Source organism: Hydrogenophaga sp. PML113, assembly GCF_001777155.1.
In the GTDB taxonomy this organism is placed as follows: domain Bacteria; phylum Pseudomonadota; class Gammaproteobacteria; order Burkholderiales; family Burkholderiaceae_C; genus Hydrogenophaga; species Hydrogenophaga borbori.
On the sequence record NZ_MIYM01000005.1, the window covers coordinates 18,407 to 34,743 of the forward strand.

Annotated in this window: 15 protein-coding genes; 13 read left to right on the forward strand and 2 right to left on the reverse strand. The window is 69.2% G+C overall.

Annotation, left to right across the window (positions count from 1 at the left end):
* Position 1 precedes the first annotated feature (1 nt).
* Genes BHU06_RS11095 through BHU06_RS11115 form a run of 5 tightly spaced genes read left to right on the forward strand, consistent with a single transcriptional unit; the run spans position 2 to position 5,530 of the window.
* Positions 2–1,309 carry a TRAP transporter large permease gene (locus BHU06_RS11095; protein WP_070399255.1) on the forward strand — a complete coding sequence of 436 codons (1,308 nt, stop codon included), beginning with the start codon at positions 2–4 and terminating at the stop codon, positions 1,307–1,309.
* A complete protein-coding gene (locus BHU06_RS11100) occupies positions 1,306–2,382 on the forward strand; it encodes a phosphotransferase family protein (RefSeq protein WP_070399256.1) in 1,077 nt (358 codons plus the stop codon). The genes BHU06_RS11095 and BHU06_RS11100 overlap by 4 nt, the downstream gene beginning before the upstream one ends.
* The gene (locus BHU06_RS11105) at positions 2,379–2,834 is read left to right on the forward strand and encodes a hypothetical protein (protein ID WP_070399257.1); all 456 of its coding nucleotides are present in this window, start codon (positions 2,379–2,381) and stop codon (positions 2,832–2,834) included. Before BHU06_RS11100 ends, BHU06_RS11105 begins: the two co-directional genes overlap by 4 nt.
* Positions 2,835–2,839: 5 nt before the next feature.
* Positions 2,840–3,955, forward strand: a complete 1,116-nt coding sequence (locus BHU06_RS11110) for a hypothetical protein (RefSeq protein WP_070399258.1) — start codon at positions 2,840–2,842, stop codon at positions 3,953–3,955.
* A 21-nt stretch (positions 3,956–3,976) separates the two neighbouring features.
* Positions 3,977–5,530 (forward strand): long-chain fatty acid--CoA ligase, encoded by a 1,554-nt coding sequence (locus BHU06_RS11115; RefSeq protein WP_070399259.1) that lies wholly within the window; start codon positions 3,977–3,979, stop codon positions 5,528–5,530.
* On the opposite strand, the gene BHU06_RS11120 is transcribed toward BHU06_RS11115, so the two are convergent.
* Positions 5,472–6,134, reverse strand: coding sequence for a TetR/AcrR family transcriptional regulator (locus BHU06_RS11120; protein WP_070399260.1), 663 nt, complete (start codon positions 6,132–6,134; stop codon positions 5,472–5,474). The two genes, BHU06_RS11115 and BHU06_RS11120, sit on opposite strands and share 59 nt — an antisense overlap.
* Positions 6,135–6,249: 115 nt before the next feature.
* Between BHU06_RS11120 and BHU06_RS11125 the strand changes: the two genes are divergently transcribed.
* The 7 genes from BHU06_RS11125 (at position 6,250) to BHU06_RS11155 (ending at position 14,411) form a co-directional block, all read left to right on the forward strand.
* Entirely contained in the window at positions 6,250–7,515 is a 1,266-nt protein-coding gene (locus BHU06_RS11125) for an NAD(P)/FAD-dependent oxidoreductase (RefSeq protein ID WP_070399261.1), read from the forward strand.
* Positions 7,516–7,646: 131 nt separating this feature from the next.
* A complete protein-coding gene (locus BHU06_RS11130; protein WP_070399262.1) occupies positions 7,647–8,477 on the forward strand; it encodes an ABC transporter ATP-binding protein in 831 nt (276 codons plus the stop codon).
* Positions 8,474–9,265, forward strand: coding sequence for an ABC transporter ATP-binding protein (locus BHU06_RS11135; protein ID WP_070399263.1), 792 nt, complete (start codon positions 8,474–8,476; stop codon positions 9,263–9,265). Before BHU06_RS11130 ends, BHU06_RS11135 begins: the two co-directional genes overlap by 4 nt.
* Positions 9,258–11,120: a long-chain fatty acid--CoA ligase gene (locus BHU06_RS11140; RefSeq protein WP_070399264.1), complete on the forward strand. Its 1,863-nt coding sequence runs from the start codon at positions 9,258–9,260 to the stop codon at positions 11,118–11,120. Before BHU06_RS11135 ends, BHU06_RS11140 begins: the two co-directional genes overlap by 8 nt.
* Before the next feature lie 58 nt (positions 11,121–11,178).
* A complete protein-coding gene (locus BHU06_RS11145; protein WP_070399265.1) occupies positions 11,179–12,051 on the forward strand; it encodes a branched-chain amino acid ABC transporter permease in 873 nt (290 codons plus the stop codon).
* Positions 12,051–13,097: a branched-chain amino acid ABC transporter permease gene (locus BHU06_RS11150; protein ID WP_070399266.1), complete on the forward strand. Its 1,047-nt coding sequence runs from the start codon at positions 12,051–12,053 to the stop codon at positions 13,095–13,097. The genes BHU06_RS11145 and BHU06_RS11150 overlap by 1 nt, the downstream gene beginning before the upstream one ends.
* A gap of 156 nt (positions 13,098–13,253) precedes the next feature.
* Positions 13,254–14,411 carry an ABC transporter substrate-binding protein gene (locus tag BHU06_RS11155; RefSeq protein WP_070399267.1) on the forward strand — a complete coding sequence of 386 codons (1,158 nt, stop codon included), beginning with the start codon at positions 13,254–13,256 and terminating at the stop codon, positions 14,409–14,411.
* 22 nt (positions 14,412–14,433) lie between these two features.
* Here the strand turns inward: BHU06_RS11155 and BHU06_RS11160 are convergent, their stop codons facing one another.
* Complete coding sequence (locus tag BHU06_RS11160; protein ID WP_070399268.1) at positions 14,434–15,027, reverse strand: TetR/AcrR family transcriptional regulator; 594 nt, start codon at positions 15,025–15,027, stop codon at positions 14,434–14,436.
* 142 nt (positions 15,028–15,169) lie between these two features.
* Between BHU06_RS11160 and BHU06_RS11165 the strand changes: the two genes are divergently transcribed.
* The gene (locus BHU06_RS11165; protein WP_070399269.1) at positions 15,170–16,333 is read left to right on the forward strand and encodes an acyl-CoA dehydrogenase family protein; all 1,164 of its coding nucleotides are present in this window, start codon (positions 15,170–15,172) and stop codon (positions 16,331–16,333) included.
* The last annotated feature ends 4 nt before the right edge of the window (positions 16,334–16,337 follow it).

A 16,337-nucleotide genomic window follows, 5' to 3' on the forward strand; every position in this document is an offset into this window, starting at 1 on the left:
GATGCTCGCGGTCTCCCTTGGATTCCTGATCGCCTTTGCGCTGATCTTCCTGCAGGTGCCGATCGCCACCGCCCTCGGGCTGGTGGGATTCGGCGGCGTGGTGGTGCTCAATGGCTGGACGCCCGCGCTCAGCATGGCCGCCACCATCACGCGAGACAGCACGCTGGTCTACACGCTCATCGTGCTGCCGCTGTTTGTTCTCATGGGCAATCTGGTGGCGGGCGCCGGCATCTCCGGCGACCTGTTCCGCGCGGCGCAAGCGCTGATCGGCCGGCGCCGCGGCGGCGTGGCCATGGCCACGGTCGCGGCCTGCGGCGCGTTCGGCGCCATCTGCGGCTCCAGCGTGGCCACGGCCGCCACCATGGGCAAGGTCGCCATTCCCGAGATGCGCCGCCTGGGCTACGGCGACCGGCTGGCCTCGGCCGCCGTGGCGGCGGGCGGCACGCTGGGCATCCTGATCCCACCCTCGGTGATCATGGTGGTGTATGGCGTGGCCACGCAGACCCACATCGGCAAGCTGTTCGCGGCCGGCATCGTGCCGGGCCTCATCGCCGTCGTCGGCTACCTGCTGGCCGTGCGCTACCTGGTCTGGCGCGACCCCTCGCAGGCACCCGTGACCACCGAGCGCCTGGTGATGGACGTGCGCGGGTTGGTGCGCACGCTGTGGCCCGTGGTGGCGATCTTCGGCATCGTCATGGGCGGCATCTACGGCGGCCTGTTCACCTCGGTCGAGGCCTCGGGCATCGGCGCCGCGGCGGCGCTGCTGTTCGCGCTCACGCGGCGCAACCTCACGCTGGCGCAGATCCGCGGCATCTTCGTGGACAGCGCAAGCACCTCCGCCATGATGTTCGCCATCATCCTGGGCGCGGCCCTGTTCGGCGAGTTCGTCAACATCACCGGCGTGCACGAGGGCCTGCTGGCCATGGTGCAGGGCAGCGGCCTGTCGCCCTTCGGAGTCATCCTGGTGATGATTGCGATCTACCTGGTGCTCGGCTGCGTGCTCGAGAGCCTGTCCATGATCCTGCTGACGGTGCCGATCTTCTTTCCCATCGTCACGGCACTGGGCTACGACCCGGTGTGGTTTGGCGTCCTGATCGTGGTGGTGGTGGAGATCGGCCTCATCACACCCCCTATCGGCGTCAACCTGTTCGTGATCCGCTCGGTGACGCCCGACATCGCCATGGGGTCCATCGTGCGCGGCGTGCTGCCCTTCATCACGGCCGACCTGCTGCGCGTGCTGCTGATCGCCTCCGTGCCCGCGCTCAGCCTGTGGCTGCCCAATCTGTTGTTCAAGAGCACCGGCGGATGAACGAACCCAGCCTGGACCTGTCGGCGGACACGCTCGGCCGCCGACTCGCGCCCTTTCTCTCGCGGGCCCTGAACCACCCGCTGCGCCTGGACGGTTGGCGCCGCTTTCCGGCGGGCTTCTCCTGGATCACCCTGGGCCTGCGCGCCACGCCCGGGGACGGTGGCGAGCCGCTGGACCTGATCCTGCGCATCGGCGACCCGCGCGGCCTGCTCGCGCCCTACCGCGCCGAGCCCGAGTACCGCGCGCTGGAGGCGCTGCAGGGCCTGGCCTCGCTGCCGGTGCCGCGCGTGTTCGCCTTCAGCGACGACCCCTCGGTCATCGGCGCGCCCTTCCTGGTCACCGGCCGCGTGGACGGCGACACGCCCATGCCCTGGAAGGGCGCGGCCGAGGCGCGCGGCGAACGCCACAACGCCAGCCTGGCGCGCGACTTCAGCGACGGCCTGGCCGCGCTGCACGGCGTGGACTGGCGCGCCACCCCGCTCAAGCGCCTGTGGGGCGAGGTCGACCCCGCCACGGTGGCGCGCGAGCAGACCCTGTACTGGTGGCGCCATGCCGGCTTTGGCGACGACGCCACGCACGCGCCGCCGCAGCTGCACCACGCCATGCGCTGGCTGCTGCGCCACGCGCCCGCGGCGCCGCGCGTGGTCATCGTGCACGGCGACTACCGCGTGGGCAACTTCCTGCAGCAGGACGGCCGCATCACCGCCGTGCTGGACTGGGAACTGGTGCACGCGGGCGATCCGCACGAGGACCTGGCCTGGGCCGCGCTGCGCGTGTTCTCGGGCGGCACCGGCCGCGTGGGCGGCCTCATGGACCGCCAGGCCTTCGTCGAGCGCTACGCGCGCCAGGCCGGCTTCACGCCCGACCCGGTGGCCTGGCGCTACTACGAGGTGCTGGGCCTGTACAAGAGCGCGTCCATGTTGCTGAGCGCGGCGCAGCGCGTGCAGAGCGGGCGCGCGCGCGACATCCGCATGGCCTCCATGGGCTTTCAGGTCGCGTCCACGCTGTTGGAACTCAATCGCCTGATCGGCGAAGCCGCCGCCGAGTCGCGCGGCGCGGAGGTGATGCCATGACCACCGACCTGGGACGGCTGATCGAGGCCTTGCGCCGCACGCTCAACGACACGGTGGCGCCCGAGCTGAGCAGCGACTTCGCGCGTGGCCAGCTGGCTGCCGTGCACGACATCCTCGGCAAGCTCGCCGGCATGACCGTGTGGGACCCACAGGCCCTGCAGGCCCAGGCCCAGGCCCTGCGCGAAGGCCATCGGCGCTTCGCCGAATGCGCCGCGCGCGCCGGCCTGGTGCTGCCGGCGGGTGGCGACGCCGCCGGCCTGGACGCCGCGCAGGCGCGCACGCGCGAACTCAGCGATTGGCTCGATGCGAACGGCCCCACGCTGGCGCCGGCGCTGGCCGCCGAACTCGACGCCATCCTGCGCCAGGCCCTGCGCGAGCAATTGCGCGTGGAGCGGCAGCGCATCCCCCTCACCGACTTCAGCGCCATGACGGCCGCTGCACCGAAGGACTGAATCCCATGCTGACCCCCCAGGACGACCTGCCCGGCCACCAGACGCCCGGCACCTTCGCTCAGGCCGGCCACGGCGATCCGCGCTTCACCGAGCGCTGGTGGTACACCGCGCACCCGCTCGACGGCCGCCCGCTGATCCTCGACGTCGGCTTCGGTTACTACCCCAACCGCGGCGTCATGGACGCGTTCGCTGGCGTCACCGTGGGCCGTACGCAGTTCAACTTTCGTGCCTCGCGCCGCCTGGGCGCGAACCCGCTGGACCTGGCGGTCGGCCCGCTGCGCCTGGACATCGTTCAAGGGCAGCGCCTGCACCGTTTGGCACTGCGCGACAACGCCTCGGGCATCGCCTTCGAGCTGGACTTCGAGGCCAGCTTTCCCGCGGCGCAGGAAAAGCAGAGCCGGCGCGAGCGCGACGGCGCGGTCGAGGAAGACCTGGCGCGCGTGGCCCAGTTCGGCCGCTGGCGCGGCTGGCTGCAGGTGAACGGCGAGCGCCACGCGGTCGAGCCGGCCAACTGGTGGGGCCAGCGCGACCGCTCCTGGGGCGTTCGTTCGGAGATGCGCACCGACTGGGCCGCGCCGCCCCTGCAGACGCACAAGAAGTTTTTCTGGACCTGGTCCATGTTCCAGACCCCCAGCATGGGCGCGTCGATCTTTCTCAAGGAGCGCGAGCCGGGCCAGCCCTACTACCTCTCGGGCGCGGCGTTCCAACGCCAGCCTGACGGCAGCGTGCGCCACCACGAGGTCGCATCGGTGGCGCACGAGCTGCAATGGGCCGACGACCCGCTGGGCCAGACCATCGCCTCGGGCGAGTTCACGCTGGGTTTCGCCGATGGTGGCTCGCGTCTGATCCGCGTCGAGGCCCTGCCCGCGCGCTACTACCTCAAGGGTGGGCTGTATGGCGGCTGGGGCGGCTGGAACCACGGCGACGACAAGGGCGCCTACGCCGAGGCGCACGACGCCTGGAACCTGGACGATCCGCTCACCCGCCAACGCGCCCGAACCCTGGGCGACCACGTGGTGCGCGTGAGCGTGGACGGCGAGACCGGCATCGGCATCAGCGAGTACGGCGTGGCCGCCGGCTACCCCAGGTATCCGCTGCCGCAGAAGCACCCGGCGCTATAAAGTCGGGAGCAGGAGACACTCATGCAGCTGACACAGGCACTCACACGGGCGGTGCAGACCCGCCACCGCTTCGCCGCCACCCTCTACAAACACCGCCAGCGCAGCTGGGCCCAGGTGGGCGAGCGCGTGCCGCGCCTGGCCGCCGGCCTGCGCGGGCTCGGCCTGCGGCCGGGCGACCGCCTGGCCGTGCTGGCGTTCAACAGCGACAACTACATCGAACTGTTCTTCGCCGCCGCCTGGGCGAACCTGGTGATCGTGCCGCTGAACACGCGCTGGGCCATTCCCGAGAACGTCTACAGCCTGCAGGACGCCGGCTGCGCGGGCCTGGTGGTGGACGACGGCTTCGCGGCGCAGGTGCCCGAACTGCTCAAGGGCCACCCCATGGACCGGGTGGTGCACATGGGCGATGCGCCCACGCCCGCCGGCATGCAGGCCTACGAGGCGCTGATCGCGCGCACGCCGCCCATGGCCGACGAATGCGGCCGCGACGACGAGCTCTGCGGCATCTACTACACGGGCGGCACCACCGGCCACCCCAAGGGCGTGATGCTCTCGCACAAGAACTTCATCGCGGCGTCCATCAACTGGATCGCCACCTTGCACTTCTCGGACCAGACGCGCTACATGCACTCGGCGGGCCTGTTCCACCTGGCCGGCGCGTCCCCGGCCTTCGCGCTCACGCTGGCCGGCGGCACCCACGTGTGCCTGCCCAAGTTCGACGCCGTGCTGGCCTTCGAGGCGATACAGACCCACCGGGTCAACTACGTGCTGTTCGTGCCGACCATGATCAACATGATGTTGAACCACCCGGACTTCGAGCGCTACGACCTCAGCAGCGTGCGCTACTGCGAGTACGGCGCCTCGCCGATTCCCGACGCCGTGCTGGCCGCCGCCATCGCCAAGCTGCCCAGCTGGGAGTTCATCCAGGGCTATGGCATGACCGAGACGGCCGCGCTCACGGTGAGCCTGCCCTGGCGTTTCCACTTTGATGGCGAGCATGGCCCGCACAAGCGCCAGGCCGCCGGCCGCGCGGCCTATGGCGTGGACGTGAAGATCGTCGACCCCGACGGCCGGGAGCTGCCGCGCGGCACGCCGGGCGAGATCGCGGTGCGGGGCGCGCAGGTGATGCTGGGCTACTGGAACAAACCCGAGGCCACGGCCGCCGCCATCCGCGACGGCTGGATGCACACCGGCGACGGCGCCTGGATGGACGAGGACGGCTTCATCTACATCGTCGACCGCGTCAAGGACATGATCATCAGCGGCGGCGAAAACATCTACTCACGCGAGGTGGAAAACGCGGTGCACGCCCACCCGGCGGTGCGCGAGTGTGCCGTCATCGGCGTGCCCGACGAGAAGTGGGGCGAGGCGGTGATGGCCGTGGTGGCGCTCAAGGATGGTCAGCGCGTGAGCGAGCAGGAGATCATCGACCACTGCCACACGCTCATCGCCAACTACAAGTGCCCGCGCCAGGTGGTATTCCGCGAGGCCCTGCCGCTGTCGGGCGCGGGCAAGATCATGAAGAACGTGCTGCGCGAGCCTTACTGGCAGGGGAAGAAGCGCTCGGTGAACTGAAGGCGTTCGCCGGCGGCGCCTTGAACCCGTGCACGAACAGGTGCGAGATGCGCGCCGCCAGCTCCTTCGGGCCGATGTCGCCCGAGGGCCGGTACCAGCTGAAGGTCCAGATCATCATGCCGAAGAGCAGCAGCGCGTAAGGCTTGCGCACGCGTGCGGTTTCCATCAGGCCGGGGTTGAGTTCCTCCAGCAGGCCGTTGAGCAGCTCGGTCATGCTGCTCTCCAGCGAGCGGATGGTGCGCAGCTCCGCGCGCGGCAGGTACTTCAGGTCGTTCATCAGGATGATGTGCTCGTCGCGCTCGCGCGCCGCGCCCTGCATGAAGCTCTCCACGAACTGCTGGAAGCGCACCTCGGCCGGCAGCGGCTGCGCCACGATGCGCGTCAGGTCCTCGGCCTGGCGCGTGATGTGGTCGTGCACGATGGCGTAGAGCAGCTCTTCCTTGCTCGGGAAGTAGTGGTAGATGTGCGACTTGGAGGTGCCGCAGGCCTTGGCCACGTCTTGCATGGTCGCCTGGTCGAAGCCCTTGCGCGCGATCAGCGCGGCGGCCTTGTCCAGGATGGTGGCCTTCTTGTCCTCATAGTCGTCCGCCCGCGTTCTGGTCATCGCTGCTCCTTGAAAGTGTGTCCAGCCCCATTGCGCTCGGGCCCGAAGCTGTTTATATTTAGACCGACGAGACGGACTATATATTGACCTGGATCAACCACTCATCAGGGTAAGCATGGAGACTTCGCACAAGCATCTGGTGATTGTGGGCGCGGGCCATGCCGGCAGCGAGCTCGCAGTGTCGGCGCGCCAGAACGGCTGGCCCGGCCGCATCACGCTGCTGGGCGAGGAATCCGTGCTGCCGTACCAGCGACCGCCCCTGTCCAAGGCCTGGCTGGCCGGCCAGGTGGACGCCGACGGCCTGCTGCTGCGCCCGCGCAGCGCCTACGACACGGCCCGGATCGAGCTGATGACCGGCGCGCGCCTGCAGGCCATCGACCGCGCCAACCACCGACTCGTGCTGGCCGACGGCAGCGCCCTGGCCTACGACAAGCTGGCGCTGTGCACCGGCGGGCGGCCCCGGCCCTTGTCCTGTGCCGGGCTGGCGCCGGGCCAGCGGCCCCGCAACCTGCACTACCTGCGCCACATGGCCGACGCCGAAGGCATCCGAGCCCAGCTGCGGCCCGGCGCTCGGGTGCTGATCATCGGTGGCGGCTACGTGGGGCTGGAGGTCGCGGCCTCGGCGCGCGGCCTGGGCGCCGAGGTCACGCTGCTGGAGCTGCAGCCGCGCGTGCTCGCGCGCGTCGCGGGCACCGAGGTCTCGGCCTTCTATGAGCGCGTGCACCGCGCCGCTGGCGTGGACCTGCGCACCGGCACCGAGCTGGCCTCGGTCGAGGTCGAGGACGACAGGGTCCGCGCCGTGGTCTGCCGCGACGGCGCGCGCCTGCCGGTGGACCTGGTGGTGGCCGGCCTGGGCATGCTGCCCAATGTGGAGGCCGCGCGCGCCGCCGGGCTGGCGGACGAAGGCGGCATCGCGGTGGACGAGCTCTCGCGCACGCGCGACCCGGACGTGCTGGCGGCCGGCGACTGCACACTGCAGTTCAGCCGCCTCTACGGCCGCGAGCTGCGCATCGAATCGGTGCCGAACGCGTTGGAGCAGGCGCGCGCGGCCGGGTCCTGGCTGGGCGGCAAGCCCAGGCCGAACCGCGCCGTGCCCTGGTTCTGGTCCGACCAGTACGCGCTCAAGCTGCAGATGGCGGGCCTGTCACAGGGCCATGAGCGCTGCGTGCTGCGCGGCGACCCGGCCACGCAGTCGTTCAGCGCCTTCTATGTGGCGGGCGAGCGCCTGCTGGCCGTGGACGCGGTCAACCGGCCCGCCGATTTCATGCTGGCCAAGCGCGCGCTGGCCCAGGCCTGCACGGTGGACGCGGCGCGCCTGGCCGATGAGTCGGTGCCATTGAAAGACCTTCTGCAGACCGCCTCGGCGGTCCCCGCCATCTAGGGTATTCCCCAGGGATTCGACAGGAACCAGGCACCATAATTCGCCTCAATTAAAGACCGACGCGACGGACTAATTATTAAGGAGTGACCTCTTGCCGCGCCGCGATGCGCGGGAGAGGAACGGAGACACCCATGACACCCCCTACCGCCGCCAGCGCATCGCCCGCGCCCGCGCTGGCCATCCACAACATCCAGGTCGTCTACGGCGGCGCCATCGAGGCCGTGCGCGACGTCTCGCTCGAGGTGCGCCCCGGCCAGATCGTGGCCCTGCTGGGCTCCAACGGGGCCGGCAAGTCCACCGTGCTCAAGGCCGTCTCGGGCGTGCTCGACGCCGAGGACGGCGTCATCGAGAAGGGCAGCATCCTGCTCGGCGGGCGCGCGGTCGAGAAGGACCCCGCGCCCGCCATCGTGCGCCAGGGCATGGTGCAGGTGCCGGAAGGCCGGCGCCTGTTCCAGACCCTCACGGTCGAGGAAAACCTGATCACCGGCGCGCACCTGCAGAGCGCCGCCCACCTGGCGCAGACGCGCGACGAGGTCTTCACGCTGTTCCCGCGCCTGGCCGAGATGCGCCAGACCATCGCGGGCTACCTCTCGGGCGGCGAGCAGCAGATGGTGGCCATTGGCCGCGCGCTGATGAGCCGGCCCAAGGTGCTCGCGCTCGACGAGCCCTCGCTGGGCCTGGCGCCGCTGGTGGTGAGCGAGATCTTCCGCTGCATCCAGACCCTGCGCGAGACCACCGGCCTGACCATCCTCCTGGTCGAGCAGAACGCCAGCCGCGCGCTGGCCATCGCCGACTACGCCTACATCATGGAGAACGGCCGCGTGGTGCTCGACGGCACCAGCGAGCAGCTGCGCCGCAACGCCGACGTGCGTGAGTTCTACCTGGGCCTGAGCTCGCAGCCCGGCCGCACCAGCATGAAAGACGTGAAGCACTACAAGCGCCGCAAGAGGTGGCTGTCATGAGCGCCGCGCATCAGACCCCCGTGCTCGAGGCCACGCGCATCTCCAAGCGCTTCGGCGGCGTGAAGGCCGTCAACGAGGTGAGCCTGAAGGTCATGCCGGGCGAGATCGTGAGCCTGATCGGCCCCAATGGCGCGGGCAAGACCACCACCTTCAACCTGGTGAGCGGCGTGTTGCCGCCCAGCGAGGGCCGGATCGCCTTCCAGGGCCGCGACACCGCGGGCCTGAAGTCGCACCAGTTCGCGCGCCTGGGCATCGGCCGCACCTTCCAGAACCTGGCCCTGTTCCGCCACGGCACGGTGGTGGAGAACCTGCTGGTGGGCCGGCACATCCACTTCCGCTACCCGGTGTGGGAAGCGCTGGCCTTCTGGGGCCGCCCGCGTCGCGAGGAGATCGCCGCGCGCGAAAAGGTGGAACGCATCATCGAATTCCTCGAGATCGAGGAACTGCGCGACAAGCCCGTGAGCCAGCTCGCCTACGGCCAGCAAAAGCGCGTGGAGCTGGGCCGGGCCCTGGCCTGCGAGCCCAGCCTGCTGCTGCTCGACGAGATCGTCGCGGGCATGAACCGAGAGGAAAAAGAAGACATTGCGCGCTTCACGCTCGACATCCGCGACGAGTTCGGTATCGCGGTGCTCATGATCGAACACGACATGCAGGTGGTGATGGACCTGTCCGACCGCGTCTATGTGCTGGACTTCGGCTGCCTGATCGCCGAAGGCACGCCGGCCGAGGTGGCCGCCAACCCGGCCGTGCTGGCCGCCTACCTCGGCGAGGAGGGCGCCCATGCTTGACCATCAGACGCTGCTGCGCGGCGAGGGCACGCTGCCCGGCCTGCTGCGCCTGCGCGCGCGGGAGCGCGGCCAGCAGGTGGCCCTGCGCGAGAAGGTGCAGGGCATCTGGCGCGGCCGAACCTGGGCCGACTACTACCGCGACGCCCGCCGCACCGCCCTCGGCCTGATGAAGCTGGGCCTGCAGCGCGGCGACCGCATCGTCATCGCGGCCGAGGACATCCCTGAGTGGTTCTACGCCGACCTGGGGGCCCAGATGCTGGGCGTGCAGGTGGTGGGCATCTACCCCACCAACCCCTGGGCCGAGGTGCAGTACATCGCGGGCCACTGCCAGGCCAAGGTGGCCATCACCGGCGACCAGGAGCAGACCGACAAGGTGCTCGACGCCATGAAGGAAGGCCCCGGCCTGCCGCACCTGCGGCACATCTTCTGCGTCGACATGAAGGGCCTGCGCCGCTACGCGCCGGGCCAGCCGCACAGCTACGAGCACCTGATGGCGCTGGGCGACCAGTTGATCCAGGAGGACCCGCTGGCCGAGCAGCGCCTGGACCAGAGCATCGACTCGCTGGTGCCCGACGACGTGAACATCCTCGTCTATACCTCGGGCACCACCGGGCCGCCCAAGGGGGCCATGCTCACGCACCGCAACTTCATCTTCGCGGCCTACTCGTATGGGGCGGCGCGCCAGATGGTGGACAAGCGCTTCGAGTCGGTGTGCTACCTGCCGCTGTGCCACGTGGCCGAGCGCGGCTACTCCACGGTGCTGCACCTGCTCACCGGCGGCTGCGTGAACTTCGCCGAATCCATCGACACGGTGTCGGCCAACATCCGCGAGATCGCGCCCACCTTTTTCTTGGGCGTGCCCCGCATCTGGGAGAAGCTGCAGCAGCACTTCGAGTTCCGCATGAAGGACAGCGGCCGCGTGCAACGCTGGCTCTACCGCGTGGGCATGCAGCGCGGGCGCGCGCTGTCGGACCGGCGCGCCGTGCACGGCCGGCTGGTGGCCCTGGGCGACCGGCTCGAATTCGGCCTCTGGTACCTGCTGCTGTTTCGCAACATGCAGCGCCACATGGGCCTGAACCGCACGCACACCCGCATGTGCGGTGGCGCTTCGGTCTCGCCCGAAACACTCAAGTTCTTCGACATCATCGGCCTGCCCGTGGGCCAGGGTTATGGCCTCACCGAGGCCGGCGGCCTGGCCTTCGTGCAGGTGCCGGGGCGGCCCTTCGTGCCGGGCAGCTGCGGGCCGGCCATGCCGGGCGTGGAATGGCGCGTGGGCGAAGACGGCGAGGTGTTCGTGCGATCACCGGGCGTGTTCCAGGGGTACCTGTTCGACGACAAGGGCACCCAGGACATCCTGGCGCCGGACGGATGGCTCGCCAGCGGCGACATCGTCGAGGTGCGCGCGACGGACGAGATCGCCGTGGTCGACCGCAAGAAGGCCATCATCATCACCAGCGGCGGCAAGAACATCGCGCCGTCGGAGATCGAGAACGCGCTCAAGGACAGCCCCTTCGTGCGCGAGGCCATCGTGGTGGGCGAGGGCCGCAAGTTCCTCGGCGGGCTGATCCAGATCGACTTCGACAGCGTGGGCCGCTGGGCCGCCGAACGCGAGCTGCCGTACACCACCTTCAAGTCGCTCACGCAGATGGGCGAGGTGCGCGAGCTGATCCAGCAGGTGGTGGACGAGGTGAACTCGAAGTTCGCCCGCGTGGAGAACATCCGCAAGTTCGTGCTCCTGGAGAAGGAGCTGGACCACGACGACGGCGAACTCACGGCGACGCAGAAGGTGCGCCGCGGCCTCATCAACAAGAAGTTCGCGCGCGAGCTCGAACAGATCTATGGAGGCGCGTCATGAGCCCCGCACGGCCGCCCGAAGGGGCTCTCACCGCAGCGCGTCGCGCGGAGGTTTCCGAATGAACTACTTCATCGAACTGGTCGTCTCCGGGCTGGCCATCGGCGCGATCTATGGCCTGGTGGCCATGAGCTTCGCGGTCATCTTCAAGGCCACCGGCATCGTCAACTTCGCCCAAGGCGAGATGGGCATGCTCACCGCCTACACCTCCTGGTCCATCGCCACGGCGCTGGGCACCGACGCGGTGTCCACCATCGTGGTCGCGGTGGCCGTGGGCGCGGCCCTGGGCCTGGTCTGCGAGCGCCTCATCATGCGGCCCATGCTCGGCGAGCCGGTGCTGTCGGTGGTGCTGGTGACCGTGGGCCTGGCGGTGGTTCTGCGCGCCCTGGTGACGCTGATCTGGGGCGCCGCGCCGCACAAGTTCAACGTGGAGGGCGCCGACACCATCGTGCACCTGGGCGACATCGGCCTGCGCGCGAGCCAGATCACGGTGATCGCGGCGCTGCTGATCGCCATCGGCGGCTTCTGGTTCTTCCTGCGCCACAGCCGCTTCGGCGTGGCCATGCGCGCCGTGGCGGCGGACGAGAAGACCGCGCGGCTCATGGGCGTGTCCACCGCGCGCGTGCAGGCCGTGGCCTGGGCCTCGGCCTCGGGACTGGCGGGCCTGGCCGGTGCCTTCTTCGCGGTCATCTACGGCCTGGCGCCCACCATCTACGAGATCGGCCTCAAGGCCTTCCCGGCCACGGTGCTGGGCGGCTTCGACTCGGTGCTGGGCTCGGCCTTCAGCGGCCTGTTCATCGGCGTGCTGGAGAACCTGGTGGGCGGCTACCTGCCCAGCACGCTCAAGGAGATCGCCGGGTTCCTGTTGATCCTGGTGGTGCTCATGGTGCGGCCCTTCGGGCTGTTCGGCGAAAAACGGATCGAGAGGGTCTGATGCGCAGTGGTTTCTTCAAGCAAGGCTATGGCGAGCTGGTCGTCCTGACGGACTCGCCAGCGGTCAAGGGGTGGACGGTGGCGTTGCTCGCGGCGCTCGCGCTCGCGCCCTTCGTGCTCGGCAACTTCATGCTGTCGCACCTGACCGTCATCCTGTTCACCACCGTGGGCGCGCTGGGGCTGATGGTGTTGACCGGCTTCACCGGCCTGATCTCGCTCGGCCACGTGGGTTTCCTCATGCTGGGGGGCTACGCCTACGCCATCGCGGTCACGCGCTGGGGCCTGCCGGCGGAGGTGGCGCTGCTGCTGTCGGCGGCGCTGCCGGCGCTGTTCGGGCTCATCGTGGGCCTGCCGTCGCTGCGGCTGCACGGCCTGTACCTGGCCATCACCACGCTGGCCTTCGCGCACATCGTGACCGCGGGCATCCTGGCCGGCGGCGAGCTCACCGGTGGCGGCAGCGGCATCATGGTCGAGCGGCCCGTGGTGCTGGGCATGGACCTGTCCAGCGACCGGGCCTTCTACTGGTTCTGCCTGGGCGTGTGCGCGCTGGCCGTTCTGGCGGTGCTCAACCTGCGCCGCTCCTATGCGGGCCGCGCCCTGGTGGCCGTGCGCGACAACGACATCGCGGCGCGCACCATGGGCATCAGTCTGGTGCAGTACAAGCTGCTGGCCTTTCTCATCAGCGCGGCGCTCACCGGCCTGGCGGGTGGCCTCATGGCCATCTACATGAGCTTCGTGTCGGTCGAGGGTTACCCCTTCCTGCTGAGCATCGAGGCCCTGGCCATTGTCATCGTGGGCGGCATCGGCTCGGTGCTGGGCGCGGTGCTGGGCACGGTGTTCATCGTGACGCTGCCCGAGGTCTTCTCCAGCCTGATGTCTTTCATCGGCGGGCGGCTCGCCGACACCATGACCACCAGCGCGCACGAGATCAAGACCGTGCTCTACGGCGTCGCGATCATCGCCTTCCTGCGCTTCGACCCGCGCGGCCTGCGCGGCATCTGGCACGACCTGCGCCACACCTGGGTGCACTGGCCACTGCGATATTGACATGCACCCCCGCCGCGCTCCGCGCGACCCCCTTCCAGGGGGCGACACCTGCGGCCTGGCAAAGCCAGTTCCGCGGTGTCTCTCGCTGGGGCGGCTGGCGCTCCACCAATCTTTCGCTTTCCCAACGGCTACGGCCATCACATCCCAGGAGACAACATGAACCGCAGACTCACCGCCCTCGCCATCGGCCTGCTGGCCGCGGGCGCCACCTTCAGCGCCGCCGCGCAGCAGCAAGGCGTGACCGATACCGAGATCGTGCTCGGCGACATCCTGCCGCTGAGTGGTCCGCCCGCGCTGCTGGGCGTGGCCCACAACCTGGGCGTCAAGGTCGCCGTGGCCGAGGCCAACGCCGCCGGTGGCATCAACGGCCGCAAGCTGCGCCTCATCACCGAGGACGACGGCTACGTGCCCTCGCGCACCATCCAGGGCGTGCGAAAGCTCGTCAACAGCGACAAGATCTTCGCCTTCACCTCGATCTCGGGCACGGCGCAGTCGCAGGCGGCCATGTCCATCATCAAGCAATCGGGTCTGCCGGCCATGGCGCCGATCACCACCTACGAGGGCCTGTACAAGCCCACCATCAAGAACGTGTTCGCCGTGGGCTACGACATGCGCGAGGCGGTGTATGGCCTGGTCTCGATGATGGCGGATCGGTACCCGAACAAGAAGTGGGCCGTGATCTCGCAGGACGACGAGTACGGCGAGAACGTGCGCGAGGGCTTCGAGCGCGCGGCCAAGGAAAAGAAGCTGCAGGTGGTCTCCAGCCAGATCTTCAAGAAGGGCCAGTCGGACTTCTCGTCCGAGATCCTGAAGGTCAAGCAGTCGGGGGCCGAGGCGCTGATGGCCGGCGGCGTGCTGGGCGAGAACATCACCATGACCAAGGAGCTGGAGCGCATCGGCCACAAGATCCCCGTGGGCGTGACCTATGTGTCGCGCGTGCCCGCCAGCGCCAAGATGATGGGCAGCGCCGGCGAGAACGTGTACACGGTGGACTACGTGTACCTGGAGAGCTCGCCCGAGGCCAAGGGCTTCATGGACAAGATGGAGAAGTACCTGACGGCCGAGGAGCGCGGCCGCGCGAACCGCTACAGCTTCACCGGCTACGCGGCGACCCGCGCCCTGTTCACGGCCATGGAGCGCTGCGGCAAGGCCCTGACGGCGGACTGCACCAACGCGGAGCTGGCCAAGCTGAAGAACCTGGAGACGGGGGCGATGACGCCGATCGGCTTCACCGCCGAGAACCACCTGGCCGCGCCCAAGCTGTTCCTGCTGAAGGCGGATCCGGCGGCGTCGACCTACAAGCTGGCGCAGTGAGCGGCCGGGGGGCGGGGAGGGCTCAGCCCTTCTCGGCCAGGAAGCCCTTGAGGAACAGCCGCGACAGCCGGTCGCACAGTTCCTGGGGCTTCACCTCGCCCGAGGGCTTGTACCAGAAGTCGGTCCAGTTCAGCATGCCCAGCAGCATCATGGTGTAGGGCTTGTAGACCGGCTCCGGCAACTCGGGGTTGAGGTCGTGCAGCAGCCGGGTCACCTGCTCGGTCAGCTGGCGCTGCAGGTTGATCAGCGGGGTCTGCTTGGCCTTGGGCAGGAACTTCACGTCGTTCATGGCCACCATGTGGCGTCGGCGCGACTGCGCGGACTTCTGCGTGTAGGCCTCCACCACCATCTGCAGCCGCTCGCGCGCGCTGGCCTTGCTCACCAGGGCCTCCTCGATCGCGCCGATCAGGCGCTGCAGGTGCTCCTGCAGCATGGCGAACAGCAGGTCGTCCTTGGTGGGGAAGTAGTGGTACAGCATCGACTTGGTCGCGCCGCAGGCCTTGGCCACGTCCTGCATCTTGGCGGCCGGGTAGCCTTCCTTCGCGAAGATGGCCGCCGCCGAATCCATGATGGCCTGGGCCTTGGTTTCGTAGTCGTCCGAACGGATGCGCGGCATGGGTCCTCCTGGCGAAAAAGAGCGGCGCGAGTGTAGCAAGGCGCCTTGCGGGCCCCGGCGCCTGCCCATAAAATAAACCGACACGCCGGACTATGAATGAAAAGGGCCCGGTTTTTCTTGACCCGCATCAACGCCGCATCACATGACCGAATTCGAATTCCTCGAACCCGACTTCCTCGATGAGGACCTGCGCATGGTGCGTGACCAGGTGCGCCGCTTCTCCAAGGAACGCATCGTGCCCTTCGCCGACGCCTGGGAGGCCTCGGGCGAGATTCCGCGCTCCCTCTTCCGCGAGCTGGGCGAGCTGGGCTTCCTGGGCATGCGCCACCCGGTGGAATACGGCGGCGGCGGCCTGGGGCCGCTGGCCTCGGTGGTGCTGGGCGAGGAGCTGGCGCGCTCGGGCTATGGCGGCGTGGCCTCGGCGCTCACGGTGCACAGCGACATGTCGATCAGCCACATCGCGCACCGCGGCTCGCACGAGCAGAAGCAGAAGTACCTGCCCGACGCCTGCGCGGGCCGCAAGGTCGGCGCGGTCTGCGTGACCGAACCCGGCGCCGGCTCCGACGTGGCCGGCCTGCGCACGCGCGGCGAGCGCACCGCCGATGGCGGCTGGCTCATCAACGGCTCCAAGACCTTCATCACCAACGGCGTGCATGGCGACATCTACATCGTGGCCGCGCGCACCGACCCCGAGGCCAAGGGCAGCCGCGGCATCTCGTTGTTCATCGTGGAGAAGGACAACCCGGGCCTCAAGATCACGCGCCAGTTCGACAAGCACGGCTGGCGCTCGTCCGACACGGCCGAGCTGTTCTTCGACGACCTGAGGCTGCCCGCCGATGCGCTGCTGGGCGAGGAGGGCAAGGGCTTCTACTACATCATGGGCACCTTCCAGAACGAGCGCCTGGTGGTGGGCGCGCTGGTCTCGGGCACCTGCGCGCGCGCCATCGAGCTCACGGTGGATTACGTGCGCCAGCGCCAGGCCTTCGGCAAGTCGCTGTGGGACCAGCAGGTGGTGCGCAACAAGCTGGCCTGGATGGCTTCCAAGGCGGCGGCCGTGCGCGCGCTCACCTACCAGTGCGCGCTCATGATCGAGCAGGGCAAGGACACGGTGCGCGAGGTCTCCATGCTCAAGGCCTTCGGCGCCGAGACTCTGCAGGAGGTGGTGCACACCTGCCTGCAGCTGCACGGCGGCACCGGCTTCATCACCGGCACGCCGGTGGAGCGCATGGCGCGCGACGCGCGCATCCTCACCATCGGCGGCGGCGCCACCGAGGTGATGCTGGAAGAAGTCGCCAAGCGCATGTGAGCCC

Coding starts and splice junctions, on each gene's coding strand:
- BHU06_RS11150 (WP_070399266.1), top strand. CDS start 12,051: ATGCGCAGTGGTTTCTTCAAGCAAGGCTATGGCGAGCTGGTCGTCCTG.
- BHU06_RS11110 (WP_070399258.1), top strand. CDS start 2,840: ATGCTGACCCCCCAGGACGACCTGCCCGGCCACCAGACGCCCGGCACC.
- BHU06_RS11105 (WP_070399257.1), top strand. CDS start 2,379: ATGACCACCGACCTGGGACGGCTGATCGAGGCCTTGCGCCGCACGCTC.
- BHU06_RS11140 (WP_070399264.1), top strand. CDS start 9,258: ATGCTTGACCATCAGACGCTGCTGCGCGGCGAGGGCACGCTGCCCGGC.
- BHU06_RS11120 (WP_070399260.1), bottom strand. CDS start 6,134: ATGACCAGAACGCGGGCGGACGACTATGAGGACAAGAAGGCCACCATC.
- BHU06_RS11125 (WP_070399261.1), top strand. CDS start 6,250: ATGGAGACTTCGCACAAGCATCTGGTGATTGTGGGCGCGGGCCATGCC.
- BHU06_RS11130 (WP_070399262.1), top strand. CDS start 7,647: ATGACACCCCCTACCGCCGCCAGCGCATCGCCCGCGCCCGCGCTGGCC.
- BHU06_RS11115 (WP_070399259.1), top strand. CDS start 3,977: ATGCAGCTGACACAGGCACTCACACGGGCGGTGCAGACCCGCCACCGC.
- BHU06_RS11135 (WP_070399263.1), top strand. CDS start 8,474: ATGAGCGCCGCGCATCAGACCCCCGTGCTCGAGGCCACGCGCATCTCC.
- BHU06_RS11155 (WP_070399267.1), top strand. CDS start 13,254: ATGAACCGCAGACTCACCGCCCTCGCCATCGGCCTGCTGGCCGCGGGC.
- BHU06_RS11100 (WP_070399256.1), top strand. CDS start 1,306: ATGAACGAACCCAGCCTGGACCTGTCGGCGGACACGCTCGGCCGCCGA.
- BHU06_RS11145 (WP_070399265.1), top strand. CDS start 11,179: ATGAACTACTTCATCGAACTGGTCGTCTCCGGGCTGGCCATCGGCGCG.
- BHU06_RS11160 (WP_070399268.1), bottom strand. CDS start 15,027: ATGCCGCGCATCCGTTCGGACGACTACGAAACCAAGGCCCAGGCCATC.
- BHU06_RS11165 (WP_070399269.1), top strand. CDS start 15,170: ATGACCGAATTCGAATTCCTCGAACCCGACTTCCTCGATGAGGACCTG.
- BHU06_RS11095 (WP_070399255.1), top strand. CDS start 2: ATGCTCGCGGTCTCCCTTGGATTCCTGATCGCCTTTGCGCTGATCTTC.